13 protein-coding genes and 1 tRNA gene are annotated in these 20,486 nt (G+C 66.4%); 9 read left to right on the top strand and 5 right to left on the bottom strand.

The genetic code is table 11. From position 1 onward, the window contains the following. The first annotated feature begins 123 nt into the window (after positions 1-123). The gene (locus ACFE87_RS13095) at positions 124-420 is read left to right on the top strand and encodes an antibiotic biosynthesis monooxygenase family protein (protein WP_375460079.1); all 297 of its coding nucleotides are present in this window, start codon (positions 124-126) and stop codon (positions 418-420) included. A gap of 59 nt (positions 421-479) precedes the next feature. On the opposite strand, the gene ACFE87_RS13090 is transcribed toward ACFE87_RS13095, so the two are convergent. Further along, on the bottom strand, positions 480-1,457 hold the full coding sequence (locus ACFE87_RS13090) for a tripartite tricarboxylate transporter substrate binding protein (protein ID WP_375460078.1): 978 nt from the start codon (positions 1,455-1,457) through the stop codon (positions 480-482). Positions 1,458-1,717: 260 nt separating this feature from the next. Between ACFE87_RS13090 and ACFE87_RS13085 the strand changes: the two genes are divergently transcribed. Both ACFE87_RS13085 and ACFE87_RS13080 read left to right on the top strand, forming a co-directional pair. Further along, positions 1,718-2,605, top strand: coding sequence for an NAD-dependent epimerase/dehydratase family protein (locus ACFE87_RS13085; protein WP_375460077.1), 888 nt, complete (start codon positions 1,718-1,720; stop codon positions 2,603-2,605). Positions 2,606-2,749: 144 nt separating this feature from the next. After that, a complete protein-coding gene (locus ACFE87_RS13080; protein ID WP_375460076.1) occupies positions 2,750-3,925 on the top strand; it encodes a M20 aminoacylase family protein in 1,176 nt (391 codons plus the stop codon). Here the strand turns inward: ACFE87_RS13080 and recQ are convergent. Then, positions 3,922-5,730 (bottom strand): DNA helicase RecQ, encoded by a 1,809-nt coding sequence (gene recQ, locus ACFE87_RS13075; protein ID WP_375460099.1) that lies wholly within the window; start codon positions 5,728-5,730, stop codon positions 3,922-3,924. The two genes, ACFE87_RS13080 and recQ, sit on opposite strands and share 4 nt — an antisense overlap. A 342-nt stretch (positions 5,731-6,072) precedes the next feature. Between recQ and ACFE87_RS13070 the strand changes: the two genes are divergently transcribed. Continuing rightward, a complete protein-coding gene (locus ACFE87_RS13070; RefSeq protein ID WP_375460075.1) occupies positions 6,073-6,786 on the top strand; it encodes a hypothetical protein in 714 nt (237 codons plus the stop codon). A 32-nt stretch (positions 6,787-6,818) separates the two neighbouring features. Here the strand turns inward: ACFE87_RS13070 and ACFE87_RS13065 are convergent, their stop codons facing one another. Both ACFE87_RS13065 and gyrB read right to left on the bottom strand, forming a co-directional pair. After that, positions 6,819-8,171, bottom strand: coding sequence for an Nramp family divalent metal transporter (locus ACFE87_RS13065; protein WP_375460098.1), 1,353 nt, complete (start codon positions 8,169-8,171; stop codon positions 6,819-6,821). 120 nt (positions 8,172-8,291) lie between these two features. Beyond that, complete coding sequence (gene gyrB, locus ACFE87_RS13060) at positions 8,292-10,736, bottom strand: DNA topoisomerase (ATP-hydrolyzing) subunit B (protein WP_375460074.1); 2,445 nt, start codon at positions 10,734-10,736, stop codon at positions 8,292-8,294. 422 nt (positions 10,737-11,158) lie between these two features. Here gyrB and ACFE87_RS13055 point away from each other — a divergent pair, with 422 nt between their 5' ends. Both ACFE87_RS13055 and ACFE87_RS13050 read left to right on the top strand, forming a co-directional pair. Next, positions 11,159-11,425 (top strand): hypothetical protein, encoded by a 267-nt coding sequence (locus ACFE87_RS13055; protein ID WP_375460073.1) that lies wholly within the window; start codon positions 11,159-11,161, stop codon positions 11,423-11,425. 47 nt (positions 11,426-11,472) lie between these two features. After that, positions 11,473-11,913, top strand: a complete 441-nt coding sequence (locus tag ACFE87_RS13050; protein ID WP_375460072.1) for a DUF4864 domain-containing protein — start codon at positions 11,473-11,475, stop codon at positions 11,911-11,913. 12 nt (positions 11,914-11,925) lie between these two features. On the opposite strand, the gene ACFE87_RS13045 is transcribed toward ACFE87_RS13050, so the two are convergent. Beyond that, on the bottom strand, positions 11,926-12,342 hold the full coding sequence (locus tag ACFE87_RS13045; protein WP_375460071.1) for a L,D-transpeptidase: 417 nt from the start codon (positions 12,340-12,342) through the stop codon (positions 11,926-11,928). A 179-nt stretch (positions 12,343-12,521) separates the two neighbouring features. Between ACFE87_RS13045 and ACFE87_RS13040 the strand changes: the two genes are divergently transcribed. From ACFE87_RS13040 to ACFE87_RS13030, 3 genes are all read left to right on the top strand, one after another. Then, positions 12,522-12,606: transfer RNA gene (locus tag ACFE87_RS13040), tRNA-Leu, on the top strand. Positions 12,607-12,686: 80 nt separating this feature from the next. Further along, a complete protein-coding gene (locus tag ACFE87_RS13035; RefSeq protein ID WP_375460070.1) occupies positions 12,687-14,486 on the top strand; it encodes a tyrosine-type recombinase/integrase in 1,800 nt (599 codons plus the stop codon). Between the two features lie 282 nt (positions 14,487-14,768). After that, a complete protein-coding gene (locus ACFE87_RS13030) occupies positions 14,769-20,324 on the top strand; it encodes a sacsin N-terminal ATP-binding-like domain-containing protein (RefSeq protein ID WP_375460069.1) in 5,556 nt (1,851 codons plus the stop codon). Positions 20,325-20,486: the final 162 nt, after the last annotated feature.

The following is a 20,486-nucleotide window of genomic DNA, read 5'->3' as shown; positions in this document are numbered from 1 at the left end:
CCCGCCGGGCATCGGCTTCAGGTCGTGGCAAATCTGATAGGGACCTGTGACGCTGCGCAACAGAGCCGCGGTGCGGTGGCGCTGCGGATTCGACAGCGACCCAGGCACGAGAGGGAGGAACCCATGATCCTGGAACTGGCGACGATCGACGTGAACGAGCACGCGGAAGCGGAATTCGAGGCGATCGTGGCGGCGGCTCGCCCGCTCTTCGCGCGCGCGAACGGGTTTCGCAGCTTCGAGCTCCGGAGATCGGTCGAGATACCTCGCCGCTACGTGCTGCTGATCGGATGGGCGACACTGGAGGACCACACGGTTGCGTTCCGGCAATCGGGGGATTGTGCCGAATGGCGCAGGCTGGTCGCGCCGGTCCTGGCGCGACCTCCCGTCGTCGATCATGCCGAGACCGTCCCGATCGCGTGACGCGGACGGGACGGTTCAAACGATGCGTCTGCCCCGCGTAAGCGCAGGGAGGCGCTGTCCTACTTGGCGAGCCCCATCTCCTTCAGGATGTCGCCGATTTCGGCATTGTCCTTGGTCATGAAGGTCGAGAAGCGGGCAGCGTCGGCCCAGACAGGTTCGAAGCCGCGGGACGACATGAAATCCTGGAACGCCTTGCCTTCATAGATCGCTTTCAGAGCGGCCTCGTAGCGTGCGGCGGCCTCCCTCGGCAGGCCCTTCGGGCCGGCCATCCCGCGCCACACGCCCTTCTTCCAATCCGAGCCGATCGCCTCGCTCAGGGTCGGGACATCGGGGTAGTTCTTGGCCCGCTTGTCGGCCATCAGCCCGATGCTGCGGATCTTCCCGGCCCGGGTGAGCGCATCGGCCTCCGGCAGCGAGCAGGAGACGAAGTCGAGCCCCGCCGCCGCAAGATCGGTCAAGGCGGTGGCGGCCCCGGTGCTCGGGACCCAGGGAACCGCGGCAGGTTCGATGCCCTGGGACTTCAGCATGCCGGCAAGCGCCAGGTGCCAGCTCCCTCCCTGGCCGGTTCCCGAGGCCTTCAGCTTGCCGGGATTGGCCTTGATGGCCGTGACGAGCTCCTTGAGCGTCTTGTGAGGGGAGTCGATCCTGACGTGGATCGCCGCCGGGTCGGCATTCATCAGGGCGAGCGGCGTGAATCCTTCGTAGGTCAGCTTGGTCAGGCCGACCCAGTGCATCATGTTGATCTCGAGCGTGATGAGCCCGATCGTGTATCCGTCGGGCGGCGCCGACGCGATCGCCGTGTGCCCGACGACGCCGCTGCCTCCCGTTCTGTTCACGACATTGACCGGGACGCCCATGTCCCGCTCCAGCGCGGCCGCGATGGTTCTCGCAATCGCGTCCGTGCCGCCGCCTGCGGCCCAGGGCACGATGAGCGTGATCGGCCTGTCGGGAAAGGCGGCACTCGCCGGTCCGGCCGGGATGCACAGGAAGGCTGCCCACAGGAGCATGGTCAGCCAGGCGCCAAAACGCTGAATCATTCCGTCGTCCCTCCCTCGTCCGGCGATCGCCCTTGGCGTCACTGGATCCTTTGCGAACGCCCGCATCCTGAACTGCCGCTCGCCCTCAGCCAAGTCGGGAAACGCGGTCGACACTTGTCGAGGACGGTGCCCGTTGCCGAGGAGGCCGTGAAAACCTCCCCAGGCCTTGTATTGTGGCCGCCCGGAGCGTCGGCTATGCCCCGATCAACCAGAAACGCCGTGCTCGAACGGTGGAATAGTTCGCCAGGGGGGTTCGCGCCGTGAAGTGTTTCGTGATTGGAGCAACGGGCTATATCGGCGGCTCGGTCGCGAGCCGCCTGATGGGCGCCGGGCACGACATCCTCGGGCTGACACGCACCAATGAAGGGGCAGCCAAGCTTCGGGAGATCGGGATCGAGCCGGTGATCGGCTCGCTGACGAGCTTCTCGCTGCTGGCCGACATCGCGGGCCGCGTCGACGCCGTGATCAACGCGGCGAATGCCGACGATCCCTATGCGGTCGAGGCGATCCTTCCGGTGCTGGAGGGAACAGGCAAGGCCTTCATCCAGACGAGCGGGTCGAGCGTGATCGCGGACCGCGCGGCGGGCGAGCCGAGCGACCTCGTCTTCCACGAGGACACGCCGTCTCAGCCGCTGCCCGAACGCCAGGGTCGTGTCGCGATCGACCGCCTGGTGCTGAGCTATGGCCAGCGCGGCGTCCGGAGCGTCGTGATCCGGCCGACGCTGATCTACGGACCCGGGCTCGGCCTCCACAAGGACTCGATCCAGGTCCCCCGCATGCTGGCTTTGGCGAAAGCGAAAGGCGTTCCGCTCCATATTGGCCGGGGGCTCAACGTCTGGTCGAACGTCCACATCTCGGACGTTGCCGACCTTTACTGCCTGGCTCTCGAGAAGGCTCCACCCGGATCGCTGTTCTATGCCGAGAACGGCGAGTCCAGCATGCGCGACGTGGCCGTCGCGATCGGGCGCCTCCTGGGCCATGGCGGCCGAGCCGAGAACTGGCCCATGGAGGATGCCGTCCGGGAATGGGGCATCTCCGCCTACGCCTCCTTCGCCTCGAATAGTCGCGTCAGCGCCGCCAAGGCCAAGGGCATGCTGGGCTGGCAGCCCCGAATGCCGGCGCTCGAGGACGAGATCGGCCGCATGTGACTTCGAATGGGAAGCGCGGCCCGCATCGTCTGGCGCTGCCGTGCGAGACCACCCAGATGACGCGGTGGTTGCAGACCGCTAGAACCCGACGCGCCATCGCCACCCTGTTGGCCCCACTTTGCGAAGCCGGTCGAAAGGCCAACCATGAAACCGATCGACCGCATCCTCGCCTATGCTGACGACCTGACGGCGATCCGGCGCGACTTCCATGCGCATCCCGAGATCGGTTTCGAGGAGGTGCGGACCTCCGGCATCGTGGCCCAGAAGCTCGAGAGCTGGGGTGTCGAGGTGCATCGGGGGGTGGGCAAGACGGGCGTGATCGGGATCATCGATGGCGACGGCCGGCCCGGCCCGACGGTGGGGCTGCGGGCCGACATGGACGCGTTGCCGATGCAGGAGACGAGCGGCGTCGATTACAGCTCGACCTTCGCCGGCAAGATGCATGCCTGCGGCCATGACGGGCACACCACCATGCTGCTCGGCGCCGCGCGCTACCTCGCCGAGACGCGGGCCTTCCCGGGCCGCGTGGTCTGCATCTTCCAGCCGGCGGAGGAGGGGCTCGGCGGGGCGCGCGCCATGATCGCGGACAACCTGTTCGAGCGCTTCCCGTGCCACGAGATCTACGGGCTCCACAATTCGCCGAAGGGGCCGCGCGGCGAGGTCGCCGTCCGGCCCGGCCCGGCCATGGCGGCGGCCGATTTCTTCGACATCCGGATCACCGGGCGGGGCTCGCACGGCGCCATGCCGCAGCACGGCAACGACCCGACCATGATCGCGGTCGCGATGGCCCAGGCGATGCAGACGATCGTGAGCCGGAACGTCGACCCGCTGAAGGCTGCGGTCGTGTCGATCACGCAGATCCATGCCGGGTCGGCCTACAACGTCGTGCCGGAGACGGCCCATCTCGCCGGCACCGTCCGGTGCTTCGACGAGGAGGTGCGCGAACTCGTCCGGCTTCGGATCCGGGAGATCGCGGCCGGGGTGGCGGCCGCCTTTGCGGCGACGTCCGAGGTCGAGATCCGCGACGTGTTCAGCGTGCTCGTCAACGGCGAAGCCCAGACCGAGGCTGCGCTCGAAGTCGCGCGCGAGATCGTCGGCCCGGACCTGACCCGGGTCGCCTCCGAACCGATGATGGGCAGCGAAGACTTTGCCGACATGCTGCACCAGGTACCGGGCGCCTATTTCTGGCTCGGCATGACGCCGGGCGCTATGGTGCACAACCCGGCCTATGTCTTCGACGACGGCATCCTGCCGATCGGCTCCTCGCTTCTCGCCCGCCTGGCCGAGCGCAGGACCGTCGCGCTGTCCAACGCCAGCTAAGCGCCGCCCTCCTGGATGGCGGCCAGGAAGGCCGCGCCGTAGCGCACCAGCTTGCGGTCGCCGACGCCCTCCACGGCCCGCATGTCGGCGAGCGTCTGCGGCCGGCGCTTGGCCATGTCGATCAGGGTGCGGTCGGGGAAGACGATGAAGGCCGCGACCCCTTCCTGCTTGGCGAAGCTCGATCGCACTTTGCGCAGCTGTTCGAAAAGCTGCGATTGCGTCTCGTCGAGCCCGTCGAGCCGGTTCGCGCGGGCCTCTCCCCTCGGCCGTCGCGAGGCCGTGCTTCGCTGAGCGAGGCCCCTGAGCGCGATCCGCTGCCGGCCGAACAGGATCGCCTCGCCTTTCTCCGTCAGCCGGAAGCCGCCATGCTCCTCGCTCGTCTCGCCGAGCGCGCCGGCCGCGAAGAGCTGGCGGATCGTGCCCTGCCAGGCGCGGCGGTCGCGGTTCTGGCCGATGCCGAAGGTCTTGAGCTGGTCATGCCCGTTTCGCACGATCACGTCGGTCGCCTCGCCGACGAGGAGCGAGGCGAGATGGGCCGCTCCGAAGCGCTGGCCGGTCCGGGCTACGGCGGACAGGATTTTCTGGGCGTCGATCGTTGCGTCCTGGAGCGGCTCTTCCGCCTGGCAGAGGTCGCAATGGCCGCAGGGGCCGGATTCCTCCCCGAAATAGGCGAGCAGCGACTGGCGCCGGCACGCGGCGACCTCGCAGAGGTCGAACATGGCGGCGAGGCGGCGATGTTCGACCCGGCGGCGCTCGTCGCCGACATCCTTCTCGTCGATCTGTCGGCGCCGCAGCACCATGTCGTCGAGGCCGTAGAGGGTGAGGGTGTCGGCCGGCAGTCCGTCGCGACCGGCACGGCCGATCTCCTGGTAGTAGCTCTCGATCCCGGCCGGCATGTCGGCATGGACGACGAAGCGCAAGTCCGGCTTGTTGATGCCCATGCCGAAGGCGACGGTCGCGACCATCACGACCCCGTCCTCCTGCAGAAACGCATCCTGGCGGCGACTGCGCAGGGTGGCATCGAGCCCGGCATGGTAGGCGAGCGCATTGTGGCCACGGGCGGAGAGGCTGGCCGCGAGCCGCTCCGTGCCGTTCCGGGAGGCGGCATAGACGATACCGCTCGAGCCCTGCCGCTCCCGCACGAAGGCCTCGATCCGCTGCGAGGGGCGGTCCTTCGCCTCGAAGCGCAAAGCCAGATTGGGCCGGTCGAAGCTGTGGACGACGGTCCGGGGCGGGTCGGGGAAGAGTTCGCGCGCGATGTCGGCCCGGGTCGCGGCGTCGGCGGTCGCCGTGAAGGCCAGGACCTGGATCTCGCCGAGGCTCTCCCGAACGCGCGAGAGTTGGCGGTATTCGGGCCGGAAGTCGTGGCCCCATTGCGAGACGCAATGGGCCTCGTCGATCGCGAGGCGGCGGATGCCGGCGCGCCGGAGCCGCGCTCCGAGCCCGCCTGCCCCGAGCCGCTCCGGCGAGACGAAGAGGAGTCGAATGGCCCCGGCGTCCAGCCGCTCCATCACGTCGCGGCGGGACAGGTCGTCCTCGGCCGAGTTGAGGCTCGCGGCCGCGACCCCGAGCGCGACCATCTGCTGGACCTGATCGCGCATCAGCGCGATCAGCGGCGACACGACGACCGTCAGCCCACCATCGACGACGGCCGGGAGCTGGAAGCACATCGACTTCCCGCTCCCCGTCGGCATCACGGCGAAGACGTCCTCGCCGGCGAGGATCGCGGCCACGATCTCCTCCTGGCCAGGCCGGAACTCGTCGTAGCCGAAGACCTCCTTCAGGGCCGCCCGCGCCGCCGCCATCGTGGCGGAAGGCGACCGGGGCTGGACCGAAGGGGAGGGCGCGAGGGCGTTGGTCCACTCCATGCTTCGGCCATAGCGTCTTGCCGCCGTAAACCCAAGCCGGGCGCCCGTCCTCGCCTGGGACAACATGCTATTGTTCGGTAGTAAGAACGGTGACGGAGTGCCGCACCACGATCTCTCCCATGTCTCAGACGTCGACCCGGTATGCGGTCAGGTGTGCGACACCCGGGCCGTCCTGCATATCGAACGGATCGTTGACAGGGTCGCCACCCGAGGGCATGTTCCTCGTCAGGGACGGTGCTTTCGGCAGGTGTCGTCAGCACGGTTGCAGGGATGTCGCCCATGCGGTGGACCGATCTCTCACGATCTCGACGCGGCCGGCGCTCCATGACCGCCAGGAGTTTTGGCGCGGTCCTGCTCTGCCTGGTCACAGCGGCCGGAGTGACCGTGGCGGCCTTTCCTAGGAATGGGGCAGACGCACCGACCGAGGAGGCGAACCCGGCGAGCCTGCAACTCGGCCCGGCCGCCGCCGAGATCCGCCTGGAGGGCGGGATCACCGAGGGCACGGCACGCCGTTTGCGCCGCATGCTGCGCACCCATCCCGAGGTGAAGCTCGTCAGTCTCACGAGCGAGGGAGGCCTCGTCGACGAGGCCGAGCAGATCGGCGACATCGTCGCTGCGCACGGCCTCTCGACCTACGTTCCGGATTATTGCGTCTCGGCCTGCACGCTGGTGTTCGTGCGGGGTCAGGAGCGCCTGATCGCGACAGGTGGCCGGATCGGTTTCCACGCCCCTTGGGTTCCGGACTCGTCCGGCCGCGAGGTCCAGGTCGGAAGTGAGGAGGAGACGCAATCGTATCTGTCGGCCGGGATTGCGCCGGATTTCACGGCCCAAGCCATGCAGGTTCCGTCGTCGGATGTCTGGTTTCCCGATCCGCCGCGTCTCCTCGCGGCCCGGGTTGCGACGTCGTATGTCGATCCGACCGACCTGCCGCTCCGCATCGACCGGCTGCCCCCGACGCAGCGTCGCTGGGCCTCCGCGATCGAGCAGCCTTAGCTGGCGCGGGTCTCGTTCCCGGGGGGAGGGCGCTACCGCATCACGAAATCGGCGATGACCTTTGCGTTCAACGCGATGATCACGGCCGCGATCACGAGAGAGACGGCGGTGATCCAGCGCGGCGCCCTGAGGGGTCCCATCTTGGCGCCGCTCGCCGTCAAGAGGACGAGCGGCATCACGGCGAAGGGAAGTTGCAGGCCGAGCACGACCTGGCTGAGGATGAGCAGCTTCGCGGTGCCGCTCTCGCCGTAGATCACGGTGACCACGGCGGCCGGGATGATGGCGATCCCGCGCGTGATCAGCCGCCTGACCCAGGGAGGGACCTTGAGGTTCAGGAAGCCTTCCATGACGATCTGGCCGGCCATGGTCGCCGTGATCGTCGAATTCAGGCCGCAGCAGAGAAGAGCGATCGCGAAGAGGGTGGGCGCGAGCGTGGAGCCGAGGAGCGGCGTGAGGAGCGTATGCGCCTTGTCGAGCTCTTCGACGGCGGTGTTGCCCGATGCGTGGAACGTCGCAGCGGCGAGGATCAGGATGGACGCGTTGATGGTGAGCGCGAACATCAGCGCGATGGTCGAATCGAGCGTGGCGTAGCGAAGCGCCTCGCGCTTTTCCGGAACCGTCTCACCGTAGGCCCGCGTCTGCACGATGCTCGAATGCAGGTACAGGTTATGCGGCATCACCGTCGCGCCGATGATTCCGAGCGCGAGGTAGAGCATGTCCGGATTGGTGACGAGCTGCGTCGTCGGTGCGAAGCCCCGGATGACGCCCCCCCAATCCGGGTCCGCCATCGCGATCTGGATCAGGAAGCAGACCCCGATCACGCCGATTAGGACGATGACCATGGCCTCGATCCAGCGGAATCCCTTGTTCTGCAGGTAGAGGACGAGAAACACGTCGAGCGCCGTGATGATCACGCCGAGCTCGAGCGGGATGCCGAACAGGAGGTTCAGCCCGATCGCCGTCCCGATCACCTCGGCCAGATCGGTCGCGATGATGGCGAGTTCGGCGAGGAGCCAGAGCGCCCAGCCCACGGTGCGCGGATAGGCGTCCCGGCACGCCTGGGCGAGGTCGCGTCCCGTCGCGATCGCGAGCCTGGCGCAGAGCGCCTGCAGGATGATCGCCATCACGTTCGACAGGAGCGCGATGAAGAGGAGGGAGTATCCGAACTTGGACCCGCCCGCGAGCGAGGTCGCCCAATTGCCGGGGTCCATATAGCCGACGGCGACCAGGTAGCCTGGGCCGAAGAAGGCGAAGGCCTTGCGCCAGGGCGGCCCGGTTACGGGGATCGAGCGATGCACGTCCTCGAGCGAGGCCGTGCCGCGCTCTCGACGCCACGCGCTCGGTGCCGGGGCGGCGGTTGGCAGGCGTTCCAGGATGGCGGACATCGACGTCGCTCGCACGCCGGCACTCCAGGCCAGCAGCGCGATATAGCACATGCTATGATCCCGTGTGCAACCTATTTTGTGATGGCTGGGCCCACCGGACTTACGGCCGGGCAGCCGCGGTCACACGTCGAGATTAGCGACCGAGAGCGCGTTCTCCTGAATGAACTCGCGTCGCGGTTCGACGACGTCGCCCATCAGCTTGACGAACAGGTCGCCCGCATCGACAGAATCCTTGACCTTCACCTGCAGGAGCGAGCGAACGCTGCGGTCGAGCGTCGTCTCCCAGAGCTGCTGGGCCGTCATCTCGCCGAGACCCTTGTAGCGTTGCAGCGCGATGCCCTTGCGGCCGACGCTGGTGACCGCGTCGAAGAGCGACAACGGACCGTGGATGGGCACCTCGTCTCCCTTGCGGGTCAGCGTCGCCGGCCGACCGTAGATCTCGGCCATCGCCTCCGAGCGCTCGTGCAGGAGCTTCGCCTCCTGCGAGGCGATCAGGACGCCATCGAGATGGGCAGCCTGGGTCACGCCGCGCAGCGTCCTGACGAGCACGTAGCCTCCATCCTGCGCCTCGCCCGTCCAGCCACTCTCGAAGTCTTCGGCGAGTTCGTCGAGGCGGGTGGCGAGGGCGGCCGCTACGGTGTCCGCCCGTTCCGGATCTTCCGCGACTTCGGGGCTGAGGGCGCCCACGATGGCCGCCTGTTCGACAATGGTGCGGTCATAGCGGCTGTGGAGAGCCCCGATAACCTGCCGGACGTGCCGGGATTCGTCGATCAGCCCGCGAAGCTGCGGACCGGCGAATTGAGCCCCCGAGGCGAGCCGCAGCACCGCCCCGTCGACCCCGGCATCGACCAGGAAGTCTTCCAGCGCGCGCTCGTCCTTGAGGTAGGTCGCGGACTTGCCGCGGGCGACTTTGTAGAGTGGCGGCTGGGCGATGTAGAGGTGGCCGCGCTCGATCAGCTCCGGCATCTGGCGGAAGAAGAAGGTGAGCAGCAGCGTACGGATATGCGATCCGTCCACGTCGGCATCGGTCATGATGATGATGCGGTGATAGCGGAGCTTGTCGGGGTTGAAGGCATTCGGCCCGTCGCCCCTCCCGATCCCGGCCCCGAGCGCAGTGATCAGCGTCCCGATCTGGTCCGAGGACAGCATGCGCTCGAACTGGACGCGCTCGACATTCAGGATCTTGCCGCGGAGCGGCAGCACGGCCTGGAAGGAGCGGTCGCGGCCCTGCTTGGCGGAGCCGCCGGCGGAATCGCCCTCGACCAGGAGCAGCTCGGACTTCGCCGGATCGCGCTCGGCGCAATCCGCGAGCTTGCCCGGGAGCGACGCGATCCCGAGCGGGTCCTTCCTGACGATCTCGCGCGCCTTGCGGGCCGCTTCGCGGGCCTTGGCCGATTGCACAACCTTGCCGACGACCTTCTGGGCCTCCGACGGATGCTCCTCGAGCCAGGTCGACAGGCCCTCGTTCAGGATGCTCTCGACGACCGGGCGCACCTCGGACGAGACGAGCCGGTCCTTGGTCTGCGACGAGAATTTCGGATCCGGCACCTTCACGGAGACGATGGCGGTGAGACCCTCGCGGCAATCGTCGCCGGTGAGCGAGACCTTCTCGCGCTTGGCGAGGCCCGAGCTCTCGGCATAGCCCGTGATCTGGCGGGTGAGGGCGCCGCGAAAGCCGGTCAGGTGGGCGCCGCCGTCGCGCTGGGGGATGTTGTTCGTGAAGCAGAGGACGCTCTCGTAGAACGAATCGTTCCACCAGAGCGCGACCTCGGCCGAGATGCCGTCCCGCTCCGCCCGGACGACGATCGGCTTGTCGAGGAGCGCCGTCTTCGAGCGGTCGAGATAGCGCACGAAGGCCTCGACGCCGCCCTCGTAGATGAGCTCCTCGCGCTTGATGTCGCCGTGCCGGGTGTCGGTCAGGACGATGCGCACACCCGAATTCAGGAAGGCGAGTTCGCGCAGCCGCTTCTCCAGCGTCGCGAAATCGAACTCGACCATGGTGAAGGTCGCGGTCGAGGGCAGGAAGGTGACCTCGGTGCCCCGCTTGCCCTTGGCTTCTGCCACGACCTTCAGGTCCTCGACGGGCTCGCCGTGGCGAAATTCCATCGCGTGCTCCTGATCGGCGCGCCAGATGCGCAGCCGCAGCCATTCGGAAAGCGCGTTCACGACCGAGACGCCCACGCCGTGCAGGCCGCCCGAGACCTTGTAGGCGTTGCCGCTCTCGTCGGTGTTGTTGAACTTACCGCCGGCATGGAGTTGAGTCATGATGACCTGGGCGGCCGACACGCCTTCCTCGGTGTGGATGCCGGTCGGGATGCCGCGGCCGTTGTCGTGGACCGTGCAGGAGCCGTCCGGGTTCAGCGTCACCCCGACTTCGGTCGCGTGGCCGGCCAGCGCCTCGTCGATCGCATTGTCCACCACCTCGTAGACCATGTGATGGAGACCCGACCCGTCATCCGTGTCCCCGATATACATGCCGGGCCGTTTGCGGACGGCATCCAGTCCCTTGAGGACCTTGATCGAGTCGGCGCCATAGGCATCGGGCTGCGGCGTCGTCTCTGCCATGATGGGGGTGACTTCCTTGCTTCGGATATCGGCGCCGGACCGCGCAGGGCGGACGCGCTCGATTCGCGCCTTCTCTATCTAGGCGCTTCGGGCCCGGATTTCACCCGCGCCCCCGCGGACGCGCGCGAACCATCCCGCATTTCGTGCCTTCCACGCGTTGGTGCTGCTTGAGACCAGGAACAGGGCGCACGAGGCAGCGTTCGGACTCAAGACTGGAGACGGCGATGTCTGACATGCAATCGACCCACGAGATCGCTGAGGCGACCAAAACCGGCTCTAGGCAAAAGGACCCGTCCGCACCGGCCGCGGAGCCGCCCGTGGATGCTGCGACGGTCGAAGAGACGACCTCTGACGCGCCGAGACAGGTGCTGCCGGATGGCCGTTAAGACTCAACCCTCAAGTGAAACCCTGGAGCGGACAGCGTGGCAGACGGGACGACGAATCTCAGCGACAAGGCTCTCGCCGTGTTCGCATTCGCAGCCTACCACCAACTCGGGAGCGGCCAGCCCGTGAAGAGCGTCATACGCGATGACGGCCAGGGGCACAGGGCCGATGAGGCCGGCGTCGCCGAACTTCAATCTGCCGGGCTCGTCGAACCCGGCGCCGGTGAGATCACCTTCACGTCCGAGGGCCTGACTTTCTTGTCCCGTGCGATCGAGGGGATGAGAACGGCGGGCCTCCAGTCCTGACGGGCAGCGGGCGGATGAACCAGACGGACCGAGATTGCAGAAGGAGCATGGCGGGCGTCGTGGCGCATTTCCGCATACTCGCCTGCGCCCTTGCCCTTGCGGTGACGCTCGGTGCGGGCTCGCTCGCCGCCCTTGAGGATGCCGATCGTTCGGCGGCGCGCTCCGTGATCGAGAAGCAGATCGACGCTTTCCGGCGGGACGACGCTGCCGCCGCATTCGGGCTCGCGGCCCCCTCCATCCAGGGGATGTTTCCAACGCAGGAACTCTTCCTCGACATGGTGCGCCGGGGTTACGCCCCGGTCTACCGGCCGCGGAGTTTCGAATTCGGCCCGGTCCGCGAAAGCGGCGAGGGAATCGAGCAGGCCGTTCGGGTGCAGGATGGGGAGGGCGTGGACTGGGACGCAGTCTATTCCCTCGAACGCCAGCCCGATGGGACGTGGCGCATCTCCGGCTGCCGGCTCGTGAAGCGTCCGGGCGAGGCGGTCTGAAGCCGCCGACCCTCAGTTCACGATGCGTATCCGGGCGCCGCCTCGTCTCTCGACCAGGCTGAACAGGGTTCGGGCGTGGCCAGGCGCGAGGCGGACGCAGCCATGGCTCGCCGGCCGCCCGAGCTGTCTCACGGCAGACGTGCCGTGGATGGCATAGCCGCCGTAGAAGAACAGCGAATACGGCATCGGCGCCATTCCGTAGGTTCGCGAATGCCACATCCGGTGCATCCGCTGCACCCGGTAATGGCCGGCGGGCGTCCTGTATCCTGCCCGCGCGGTCGAGACCGGCCAGGTGAAGGCGAGGCGGTCGTCGACGAAGACGCTCATGGTCTGGCGAGCATTGTCGACGCGCGCCAGGATACCGGCCGATGCCGGTGAGGCCCCCAGAGCAAGGGCGAAGATGGCGAGGAGAAGACGGGCTGAACGCATGGCAAACTCACGGCCGGAGCGCCGAAGGCGCCCAAGGTGTGTACGCATCCCCGAGCTTTGTCCCTCGCCGGCGGCGGGATTGTAAAGCTCCGTCCTGTGCTTGTTCGGCACAGGGTAAATGGCGGCCATTGACGGCCCCGGCCCATCCCCCTACATCGGCGCGTCGCTTCGGCGACGGGGCCCAGGTGGCGGAATTGGTAGACGCGCTGGTTTCAGGTACCAGTGGTGCAAGCCGTGGAGGTTCGAGTCCTCTCCTGGGCACCAAACGCCGCTAAGTGTTTGGCGCATTGATATCGTAGGCAGATTCGGGACGGACCGGTATACATCACCGGGATACACGCTCGATGGGCCTTCATATGACGACCGCGTCGAAACGCCGCGATTCCGACATGCAGCAGTACCAGCGGCGCGTGCCGAAGGAGGTGCTCGAGAAGGCACGAGGGCGCGTTTACCCAATCGTACTTCCAAGGGTGGGCGCCACCGCAGAGGAAGTCGTTGACGTCAAGATTCGGTCGGCAGTTAGCTTCTCACTACGAGTCGCGGGACAAGCCGCTGGAAAGATCCGAGCTGCAGCCGTTAACGCACAGCTCGACGTCCTGTTTGCGGGCGTTCGTGCAGGCCCAGTCGACCTTACGCACATGCAAATCGTAGGGCTCGCAGGGGAAGTCTATCACCTGCTCTTCGACAGCTTCAAAGCTGAGCCGGGCCAGCCCGAGCACTGGGAAGCCTGGAAAGCCTTCACGTGGGCCGCGATCGAAGGACGAGTAGCCAATCCACCGTCTGCCTCCTGGCGCGAGTTCATGCTCGATTACCATTCCGCACATGGCCATTTCGGCGTCGATCGTGGTCCCGAGCTCTTGGATGCGGTCGAAAGGCTGAGTCCAGGCGATAACGCAAACAGCCTTGAGCTTCGATTTGGGGACTTAGCGATGTGGGTTCTTGCCCGTCATGGGCTCGAAATCACTCCAATCAGTCGCCGGAAGCTCCTGTTCCAAATTGGTGAAGCTTCGCTCCATGCCGGCTTGCGACTGAAGCGGGCGGCCCAAGGAGACTACTCTCCCGACCCAGCAGAGCAACGCTTTCCAGCCGTAACCTCGCAAGCACCGGGCAACGCAATCCTTTTGACTGGCCTCTTCGAGGATTGGTGGCGCGAGGCGAAGGCAGCCGGGCGTAAGCCCAGCACATATCAGAGTTACGAGAAGGCGGTCCGATACCTTGTCGAGTTCCTGAAGCGCGACGACGCCATGAGTGTGACGCCGAAGGACATCGTTGCTTTCAAGGATCACCGGCTGAAGACACCCGACAAGCGCACCGGCAAGCCTCCTGCACCGAAGACCGTGAAGGACAGCGACTTGGCGGCTCTGAAGACGCTATTCGGCTGGGCGGTTAGCAACCGAAAACTGGCGTCGAACCCGGCGGCCGGGATGACGATCAAGGTCGGCAAGACACGTCGCGTGCGGCCTAAGGGCTTTGTTGAAGCGGAGGCCCACGCGATCCTCTCGGCAGCCTTGCATTACGTTGCAGGGAAGCGCGAAGGGGCCGGCACTGCGGCCGGGAAGCGCTGGCTGCCTTGGCTATGCGCGTTCAGCGGCGCTCGCGTTGGCGAGGTGGGCCAGCTGCGGCGGCAGGACCTTCGGCGCGAGGGCGATCTCTGGGTGGTCAAAATCACGCCCGAGGCCGGCACGGTGAAAACCGACGAGGAGCGGGACATTGTCCTTCACCATCAGCTTGTCGAGCTTGGTTTCCCAGCCTTTGTCGAGGCGAGCGCTGAAGGTCACCTCTTCCTTAAGCCGGGAAAGGGGGGCGACGTGCTCGGTCCACTTCAAGCGTTGAAGAACCGCATGGTCGAGTTCGTCCGACCGATCGTTCCTGATCCGAATGTCCAGCCGAACCACGGCTGGCGGCATCTGTTCACGACCAAATGCGTGCAGGCCGAGATCAATCCCCGCGTCTACAATGCGATCATGGGCCATGCCGGTCGCACGGTGGCCGAGGGCTATGGCGACGTGACTTTGAAAGCGATGGCTGCGGCAGTCGGAAAGCTGCAGTCGTTCGACCTCGATCGGCTGCGAGCGGTCAGGTCTGACAATGAGGCGGCCGCGTGCGCGACGAACGCCGCTTTGGTGAAATCCGTCCGGGAGTAATCAGGTCTGTCATAAGGCACAGCTGCCTCCTAGATTAACACCGCTCTGCCGTTTGTCGACGTAAAGCCTTACTCCACATAGCAGCAGCCCTCCCGTCTTCTTCCTGATCTGCGAGCGGACTGTTCGCGTGACGCTGCTACGGTGCTGCTGACAGAGGCGGATCCGCTCGCAACGCCTTGGCCCTGTTCGGCCGGAGCGTTTCCGCTCGATTAGCGAGCGCAGGACAAGGCCAGCTGCTATTGCTACCAGCACCTTGTGGGCACTGCCGAACAGGGGGCACAGTTGCTGCGAAAGATCAACGAGGCCGAGCGCGGATCCACGGTTGATGTCACCTCGCCTGCCGCCGCGGTTGCGATGTTGGCAGCCGGCAAGCTCAAGGCGTTCGCCGGAACCATTGACCCGACTACGGGCGAGTATCTCGACGATGTCTACGCCCAGAACAAGAGCCTCGCCGAGCATGTGGCGGCCGATTATCACGGCCGCTTTCTGATCGAACTCGTGCAGAACGGCAACGACGCCCATCCCCGCGAGCGTCGAGACGGCGCCATCGAGATCCTGCTCGCCGAAACCGAGGGCGAGCATGGAACGCTGTACGTAGCGAACGGCGGCAACAGCTTCAGGTTCGAGGACGTGATCGCGCTGTCGCGCATCGGCATGTCGAGCAAGCCTCCGGGCGAGGCGATCGGAAATAAGGGGCTCGGCTTCCGGAGCGTCAGTCATGTCTGCGACGCTCCCGAGATCTACTCGCAAGCGGCTCCAGCGACCTATGGATCGAGTTTCCAGGGCTTTTGCTTTACTTTCGCGACGCGAGCGGAGATGGCGGGACTCATCGCCGACGCACGCACGCTCGAACTTGCTTCCAACGATCTTCCTATCTTTTTTTTGCCTCGGTGGCTGAACAAGCAAAACCCGACGATTCGGTCCTTCGCTGAACGGCATTTTGCCTCTGCTGTTCGACTGCCGCTTCGAGACAAGGCTTCGCTGCAGGCGGTTCACGAGGAGATCGCGGCCCTAGCCGACGATAGCGCGCCGCTGCTGCTTTTTCTCGACCGCATCGCCACCCTCAATGCCAGCGTCGTAGGGCCGGATGGAGAAATCAGGCCCGTCGCTCGACTCTCCCGTGAGGAGAAGCGAGTCTCTGGCGCTCGCGTCCATGCAGCTGTTTGCGAACTCGCTTCCTCGCGCTGGTTGATCCTGCGCGACCAAATCGATGAGCCTGCCATGCAGGGCGCCATCGCTGAGGGTGTGGAGGAGAAGCAGCTCCACGGCAGCTGGAGCGGCTGGCGGGGAAACGGTGAGGTAGCACTCGCGCTTCGCCTTGACTCCGACGTAGCGTCTCCCCGGCTCTACACGCACTTGCCCATGGGAGAGGGGGCGGCCGCCCCCTTCTCAGGACACCTGCACGGTACCTTCTTCCCGACATCAAACCGGAAGGCGCTGGATGCGTCCGTTGCCTTGAACCGTCTTCTGCTGTCCCGCTCTGCCGAGGTCGCAGCACGAGCGGTGCGCTGGCTCACCGACGATGAGGCCTGGAAATCAGATGCTCCGCTGTCCCGCGCGGAGCGAGCCCGTGCCTCGGCAGACCTTCTAAGCTGGCGCACGCCCCAGAGCTTGGTCGCGACACGATCGGACGATGCCGGCGCGCTGGACCTGGGCCGCCTAACCGTAGCCGCTCTCGAGCGAGCGGCGGGCACGGCCTTCGCTGCCATAGCCGTGATCCCGTGCTCCGCGATCACTGGGAAAGAAGAAGGCGTCGCCTGGAGAATGGCTGCGCGGGCGCGCGCTGCATGCGAAGAGACCTCGACTTTCGACCTCAAGGCGATCGCGACGCACGAGCGTGCAGCCGGCGCGGCGATCATCTGGCCAGGCTTGGGGGCTGAACGGGCACGAAGCCTCGCGGCATTCCTGAAGCTGCACGCTTCAACGAGTTTCCGCGACAGGCTGACGGCGGTGGAGCGCGCCGACATCGCTGCGGCGGTGGCCGGCACCATTCGCGCGGGTACCCGCCCCGACATTGCGAGGTGGACTTCCTTCTATCGGGACCTCGCATCCTTCTTGGCCGACGCCCCCCAAGCCCTGCGGACTAAGCGCATAATCTTATGCGACGATGGTAGCGTACGAGGAGGCTTGGCCGACAACGCCGCTAAAGAGGTCGTGGGCGGACGACGCCGGCGACGGAGCCGAGGGGAAGGCGTGGAGCCGTCGCTGTTCTTCCCGCCTGCGCTCCGAGTGCTTGGCGAAGGTGAAACCGAGCACCTCGAGCAATTGGTGGTTCCCAGGCAGCTCGCCGGCTACTTCGCGTTCGCGGCAAGTGCGCTTCCTTGGAACGGCCCCCTTCGCACAGCGCGCGAGTTCCTCGAAAAGGTCTCGGTCGCGGCCTACGACGGCGAGGCGGTGCTCACCCGCATCTCACAGGTCGTGAACGCGGGCGCGACAGTCGAGCAGGCCGTCGCCGGCCTACGCTGGGCGTTCACGATTTGGCGCCGCGCAACTGACGCGGGAAGATCAATCAAGGTTGACCAGACATATCGCCTACTCGTCCCGAACGCGGAACAATCACTCGTACCGGCGACGGAGGCAATCTTCTCGGAAAGCTGGCCAGACTATCTGCTTGGCAAGCGGCTTAACGCCTTCCTCAACGCCGCACCACCCGATCTCCCGGACCTCGCTGAGCTCAGAAGACGGCGCTTGGCACCCATCGACCACCGCGCTTTCGCGCGCGCAAGGATCCCGCAATGGGCGGAGTTCCTCGTAGCGCTGGGTGTGCGACGTGGGCTGCAGCCGATGGCGTTGCCCGCCATGCCGCGTGCCCGCGCCTGGGAGGTTACGAGCCTCGGCTTTGCCTCGGCGCTCGGGGTCAGCGAAGCGGCGGTGGAAGAGTGGCGCCGTGACCTAAAGGAGAACCTCAGCGACAGCCTTCGCCTCACCTACACCACTTTTTACAAATTCCGCGGCCCGCTATGGTGGTTACCCGGGCAAGGCGACCACGAACTGTTCAGTGACGATTGCCGCGAGTTATATGCAGCGCTCGTCGTAGAATGGCTGACGACTGTACCAGAGGAGATGCTGCGGATAACCCTTACACACGAATACTTCAACGAGACCCACATCTGGTCGACGCCCGCGGGCGCTTTCGTACGCTCCGCGGAATGGCTGCCGGCCGACGATCCGACCCCTGCCGGTCCGGTGCGGAGGCATTACCGGCCGGCCCATGTGTGGGTGTCCTCCGGGAGTGATCGTTACCCGCCCTACCTGCGCCAGATGGCGATGCAGCCGCATCGCACGATTGAGCGCCGCCAGCCGGAAGCGCTCAGGCAGTTAACAGACTGGGGTAAGCTGCGGGTCCTGGGGTCCCGAGACACCTTGGTCGAGCAACTCGGCTTCCTTACCGAGCAGTTCGCGGCAGGCGTGGTCGGTCGCTACTATGAGCCGCAGCTCGCCAATCTCTACGGCGCGACCTGGCGCGCGGTCGCCGACCGCCACGCAGCGGAGCCCGCATGGCCTGGAGCTGCTCCGCCAGGGCTGAGGGTCCTGGCGCGTCGCAACGGCGAACTCACGGCGGTCACACCCGGCGCGAACGGCACAGCGCCCGCTTTCGTCCGTGACACCGACGACGAACTTGCCCCAAGCCTCGTATCGAAGCTCGATGCGGTCCTGATCGACATCAAGGGAGCCGATCGGACGAGACTTGGCCGTGCGATGGACGCGTTGTTCGGCAAGAGCGTCAGGCGCCTATCTCAGCTGCGGTACCGGGTGCGCCTCGACGACCAGCCGCTCGATGAACTCGACCGGGTTGAAACCATCGTCGCTGCCTGCCCGTGGCTGCGCGCCATGCTCGCGACCGCAATGGAGGGGCTGCGCGGAACGGACGCGTGGCAACTCCCTGCCGACCGCACTGGCGTTCTCGACCGCCTCGCCCGCGTGTCGTTTCACGTTGGCCAGACGGTGGTATTCGAAATCGACGGGGTTTCGGTCGCCGCTCCTGCGGACCGCTCGGCCTATCTGTTCCGCACGACTGGTGGCGGGCCGCTGGTCGTATTGCTCCATTCCGGGGCAATCGACTGGTCCTCGCTTGACGAATGCCTGCCCGCGATATGCGAAGCGATCGAGCTGCCATCGGTTGTGACTCTGATGCGTCTTCTTGCCTGGACGCTGCGCGATGCTGGCGAGGAGGTTGGGGAAGCGGTCGTTGACGGCGAGAGTATCGGTATGCTGTGCCGGGCGCTCCGGCTTGAGCGAACCGCGGAGGCGGCCGTCGGTTCGCTCGTCGGTGCTCAGGTTGACGCGCGCTTACCTTGGGTGCGGGCCGTGCTCCACTACGCCGGCGGCGCAGCCGCCGTAGCATCGCTACACGAGTGCGAGCTTGGGCGCGGCGAAGACGTCACAGGCCTTGTGTCCGATATCGCTCGATTGGTAATGGGGCTCGGGTTTTCCCCCGACGACGTTTTCGCGGCGGCGCGTCGCGCTCTCTCGACGGCGCAGTTTCGCGAGCTGCTCGAACTTGAGTTCGGAGCCTTCAACGAGAGCCTTGCCGCGACCGGGAGCGAGGCCGTCGTGCACCCGGAGTTGCACGCGTCACAACTCGCCAATTACGTCGTCGAGCACGAAGTCGCCGTCATTGAGGCGCTTCGGAACATCGTGGTCGATTGCCTCGCGCGTTTCGAGCCGGAGCCGCGGTACCAGCAATGGCGCGATAGCCTCCGTGCTCTGCCCCCCGACCCGGCCTGGCTGTTCATCTACCATTTTATCCCCGAGCCGATCCTTGCCGCGCACCTCCAAGGTTGGCTGGCCTCGCTCGGCGCGCCAAGCCTCGGCGCCAATCCCCGTGGTCTCGAGCCGCTCGCCGACGTCCGCGCGAAGAACGGGACGGCCCTGGGCCGTTTCGCTGCCGCGGCGGCGCCGCTGGTCCGTGCCTGGTGGATGGGGCCGGCCGAGACTCTCCCCGAGCATTGGCGCGATGCGCGTGCCGCGGAGCAAAAGCTCCGCGCGGCGCTGGACGCGGCCGGCACCTTCGACGCGGCGCCCTTGGACGAGGCGGCACTGATCCTTTGGGCCAAAGTCTTGAAGCTCTGGCCCGCGAACATGCCGGCGTCGCTCGACCTCGCCGTTCTCGAACTAGACGCCCAAGCAATAAACGCGGCGGAAGCAGCCGCAAAGCGGGAGGCGGAGGAGCGCGCGGCCGCCGCACGTTCAGTCCGCTTGAATGGGCGTGATATCGACCCGGCGAAGGCAGACTGGTCGGCGATCTCGGCGGAGATTGCGGCCAACCTGTCGAGGCAGGCAAAAGGTGCGCGGCTCACCGCACCTGCCGGTCTGGCGCCGCCTGCGAAGCGGCCACCGCGAAAAGCCGGCGAGCGACTGCAGCGCGATCCGGGGAGCGGGTTGGACCGGACTCCTCCCCTCAAAAAGGAGATGATCGGGCGCCTCGGCGAGCTGGTCGTCTACCACTGGCTGAAGGAGCGCTATCCCGCGCAGGACATCGACAAGGCCTGGGTGTCGGGCAACGCGACCCACCAGCACGCCAAGCCGGGATCCGACGGCTACGGTTATGATTTCAAGCTCGAGCTCGACCGGCGCACCTGGCTTATAGAGGTTAAGGCGAGCCAAGGCGACAGCTGCCGATTTGAGATGGGAGAGACCGAGGTTCGGGAAGCGCGAAAGGCAGCACGGCCCCGGTCGAGAGACAAGTACGTCGTCGTATACGTCGCGGACCCGGGCAACTCGGCCGCGACCCGGATTGACGTGTTGCCGAACCCGATGAGCGACGAAGCCTCGGGTATGCTCGAGATGTTGGGCGAGGGAATCCGCTACGGGTTCAGGCGCTCGCGGCCGGGATGAGCGAGCAGTATCCAAGCGCGATCCGGGCGCCCTGCCGGCGGGCTTAGTCGTTCCCAAGTGCGCCCAGCAGCGCTTCGGGGCTGAGGAAGCGTACCCCGAACCGCCGTCGCCGTAGTAGTGCGCCGACCGCGATCGCAATCGAGAGGGTTGCAAGCGGAGCGT

This window comes from uncultured Enterovirga sp. (genome assembly GCF_964242715.1).
Lineage (GTDB): Bacteria > Pseudomonadota > Alphaproteobacteria > Rhizobiales > Beijerinckiaceae > Enterovirga.
Note: the sequence above shows the minus strand (reverse complement) of the source record. Positions and strands in the feature narration are given on the sequence as shown.

What these genes read in the sequence shown, in the direction of transcription:
- ACFE87_RS13095 (WP_375460079.1), top strand. Translation starts at nt 124, where the DNA reads ATGATCCTGGAACTGGCGACGATCGACGTGAACGAGCACGCGGAAGCG.
- ACFE87_RS13090 (WP_375460078.1), bottom strand. Translation starts at nt 1,457, where the DNA reads ATGATTCAGCGTTTTGGCGCCTGGCTGACCATGCTCCTGTGGGCAGCC.
- ACFE87_RS13080 (WP_375460076.1), top strand. Translation starts at nt 2,750, where the DNA reads ATGAAACCGATCGACCGCATCCTCGCCTATGCTGACGACCTGACGGCG.
- recQ (WP_375460099.1), bottom strand. Translation starts at nt 5,730, where the DNA reads ATGGCGGCGGCGCGGGCGGCCCTGAAGGAGGTCTTCGGCTACGACGAG.
- ACFE87_RS13070 (WP_375460075.1), top strand. Translation starts at nt 6,073, where the DNA reads ATGCGGTGGACCGATCTCTCACGATCTCGACGCGGCCGGCGCTCCATG.
- ACFE87_RS13065 (WP_375460098.1), bottom strand. Translation starts at nt 8,171, where the DNA reads ATGTCCGCCATCCTGGAACGCCTGCCAACCGCCGCCCCGGCACCGAGC.
- gyrB (WP_375460074.1), bottom strand. Translation starts at nt 10,736, where the DNA reads ATGGCAGAGACGACGCCGCAGCCCGATGCCTATGGCGCCGACTCGATC.
- ACFE87_RS13050 (WP_375460072.1), top strand. Translation starts at nt 11,473, where the DNA reads ATGGCGGGCGTCGTGGCGCATTTCCGCATACTCGCCTGCGCCCTTGCC.
- ACFE87_RS13045 (WP_375460071.1), bottom strand. Translation starts at nt 12,342, where the DNA reads ATGCGTTCAGCCCGTCTTCTCCTCGCCATCTTCGCCCTTGCTCTGGGG.
- ACFE87_RS13035 (WP_375460070.1), top strand. Translation starts at nt 12,687, where the DNA reads ATGGGCCTTCATATGACGACCGCGTCGAAACGCCGCGATTCCGACATG.